We start from the raw sequence: 1,660 nt of genomic DNA, 5'->3' as shown, positions 1-1,660 counted from the left end.
GGGTTGTGCCTGGGCGGCATCGAACAGCACATCGAGGCGTTCACCAGGTGCCAGAAAAGCCTGCGTCACCGCCTCCGGTTTTTCGATCAAGCCACCGTCAGTACCGATGACGGTAAAGGGCAGCAAGGTATCGCCTCGGGCGAAGGCCAGCCGGTAGATGCGGGCATTCGATCCGTTGAGCAGCCGCAGCCGGTAGGTGCGTGGCGTGACCTCGTGCACCGCATTCGGCGTCAGGTTCGCCAGCACGATGTCACCCAGCCAGCCCATCATCGATTCGTGCATGTCGGGCTGGTACACCAGGTGGCCTCGTGCGTCGAACCGTTTGTCTTGGATCACCAGCGGGAGGTCTGTCACACCCAGCTTCAGGTCGAGCGCCTTTGCCAACTTGCGTTGGTCTTCGTCATCCACCAGGAAAAAACTCGCCAGGCCGTTGTAAGCCTGCTTGGCGGTCAGCTCGTGCGCGTGGGTGTGATACCAGTAGGTGCCGCCACGGTTACGCACTATGAAGTCGTATTCATAGCGCGCTCCCGGCGCGATGGTGTCGCCGGGATGGCCGTCCATCCTGGCCGGTGTGTGCAGTCCGTGCCAGTGGATGATGGTCGGCTCGGTCAAGCCATTGTCCAAGCGAGCGGTGAAACGCGCGCCGCTCTCGATGCGCAGGATAGGGTTCTGGAAAGTCGCGCCACCGTGCTCGGTCTGGTACAGCAAGAAGGGCGAAGGGCCTTGTGATGGCGGACCGGGTAGCAGCGGGAAGCTGGCCGCCGTGGCGCGCAGCGTCAGCGGCCCGGACACGCTGAGCACACCGAACGGCCCGCTGGCGACCGGGATGAAGAGCTTTTGCCGGAAATTCTCGGCAGCCACCGGATCAAAGGGGTAGTGGCGAAACGGCCCGACGCCCAAGGCCTGCGAGCCATGCATGCCACGCGACCCGAAAGCGGTCCACACGACTGCTCCCGCACCGGCCACAGCCACCAGACCACCCAACTGAATCAGTTGTCTTCTTTTCAACATAAGGGGCTTTCTTCAGTTGTCGCGGTCAAGCAATGCTTTGTGTTCTTCGTACTGCTGGGGTGTGATCGCCCCGCTGGCCAGTCGCCTGCGCAGCAACTCGTGCGGCGTCTCCCGAGGCGTGTCGTCTGTCTCTTTGCCACCCGGGTCCGGGCGTTGCCAGACGTAAAACAGCGCGGCGCCAATCGCCAGCAGCAGGATCCACCATCCGCCATGCATACCCATCATGTAACCATAGCCATTGAACATGGAGCTCTCCTTCAAGGGTGAACAGGTGAGGCCGCAGGGGTCAGCGCAGAACGCACCCGCTCGAGCCGCTGGCGAACTTCGTGCGCGACGCGTGCCACTTCAGGATTGCAGGTCATCTGCATCACTGCGACCGGGTCCATGAAACCGACAACAAGTTGGCCATCGGGTTTTGCCCGCACGATGACGTTGCACGGCAGCAGCAGGCCGATGTCGGGTTCCGCCTCCAGCGCCCGGTGGGCCAGCGGTGGGTTGCAGGCACCCAGGATTCGGTAGGGTGGCCCGTCAATACCCAGCTTGGCCTTCAAGGTGGCCTGGACGTCGATCTCGGTAAGGATGCCGAAGCCTTCCGCCTTGAGCGCTTCGGTCACCAGGGCAACCCCCTGCGCGAAGGCCTGCGGTGGCA

Annotated in this window: 3 protein-coding genes; all 3 read right to left on the bottom strand. The window is 63.0% G+C overall.

The genetic code is table 11. The annotated features are described in order from the left end of the window. The coding region (locus tag IV113_RS23315; protein ID WP_291090293.1) for a multicopper oxidase domain-containing protein at positions 1-1,011 on the bottom strand (1,011 nt) is incomplete at its 3' end. A gap of 12 nt (positions 1,012-1,023) precedes the next feature. After that, complete coding sequence (locus IV113_RS23310; RefSeq protein WP_291090290.1) at positions 1,024-1,257, bottom strand: SHOCT domain-containing protein; 234 nt, start codon at positions 1,255-1,257, stop codon at positions 1,024-1,026. 11 nt (positions 1,258-1,268) lie between these two features. Continuing rightward, the gene (locus tag IV113_RS23305; RefSeq protein WP_291090296.1) at positions 1,269-1,625 is read right to left on the bottom strand and encodes a DUF302 domain-containing protein; all 357 of its coding nucleotides are present in this window, start codon (positions 1,623-1,625) and stop codon (positions 1,269-1,271) included. Positions 1,626-1,660: the final 35 nt, after the last annotated feature.

Source organism: Hydrogenophaga sp., from assembly GCF_018780385.1.
Lineage (GTDB): Bacteria > Pseudomonadota > Gammaproteobacteria > Burkholderiales > Burkholderiaceae_C > Hydrogenophaga.
Note: the sequence above shows the minus strand (reverse complement) of the source record. Positions and strands in the feature narration are given on the sequence as shown.

Coding starts and splice junctions, on each gene's coding strand:
- IV113_RS23310 (WP_291090290.1), bottom strand. CDS start 1,257: ATGTTCAATGGCTATGGTTACATGATGGGTATGCATGGCGGATGGTGG.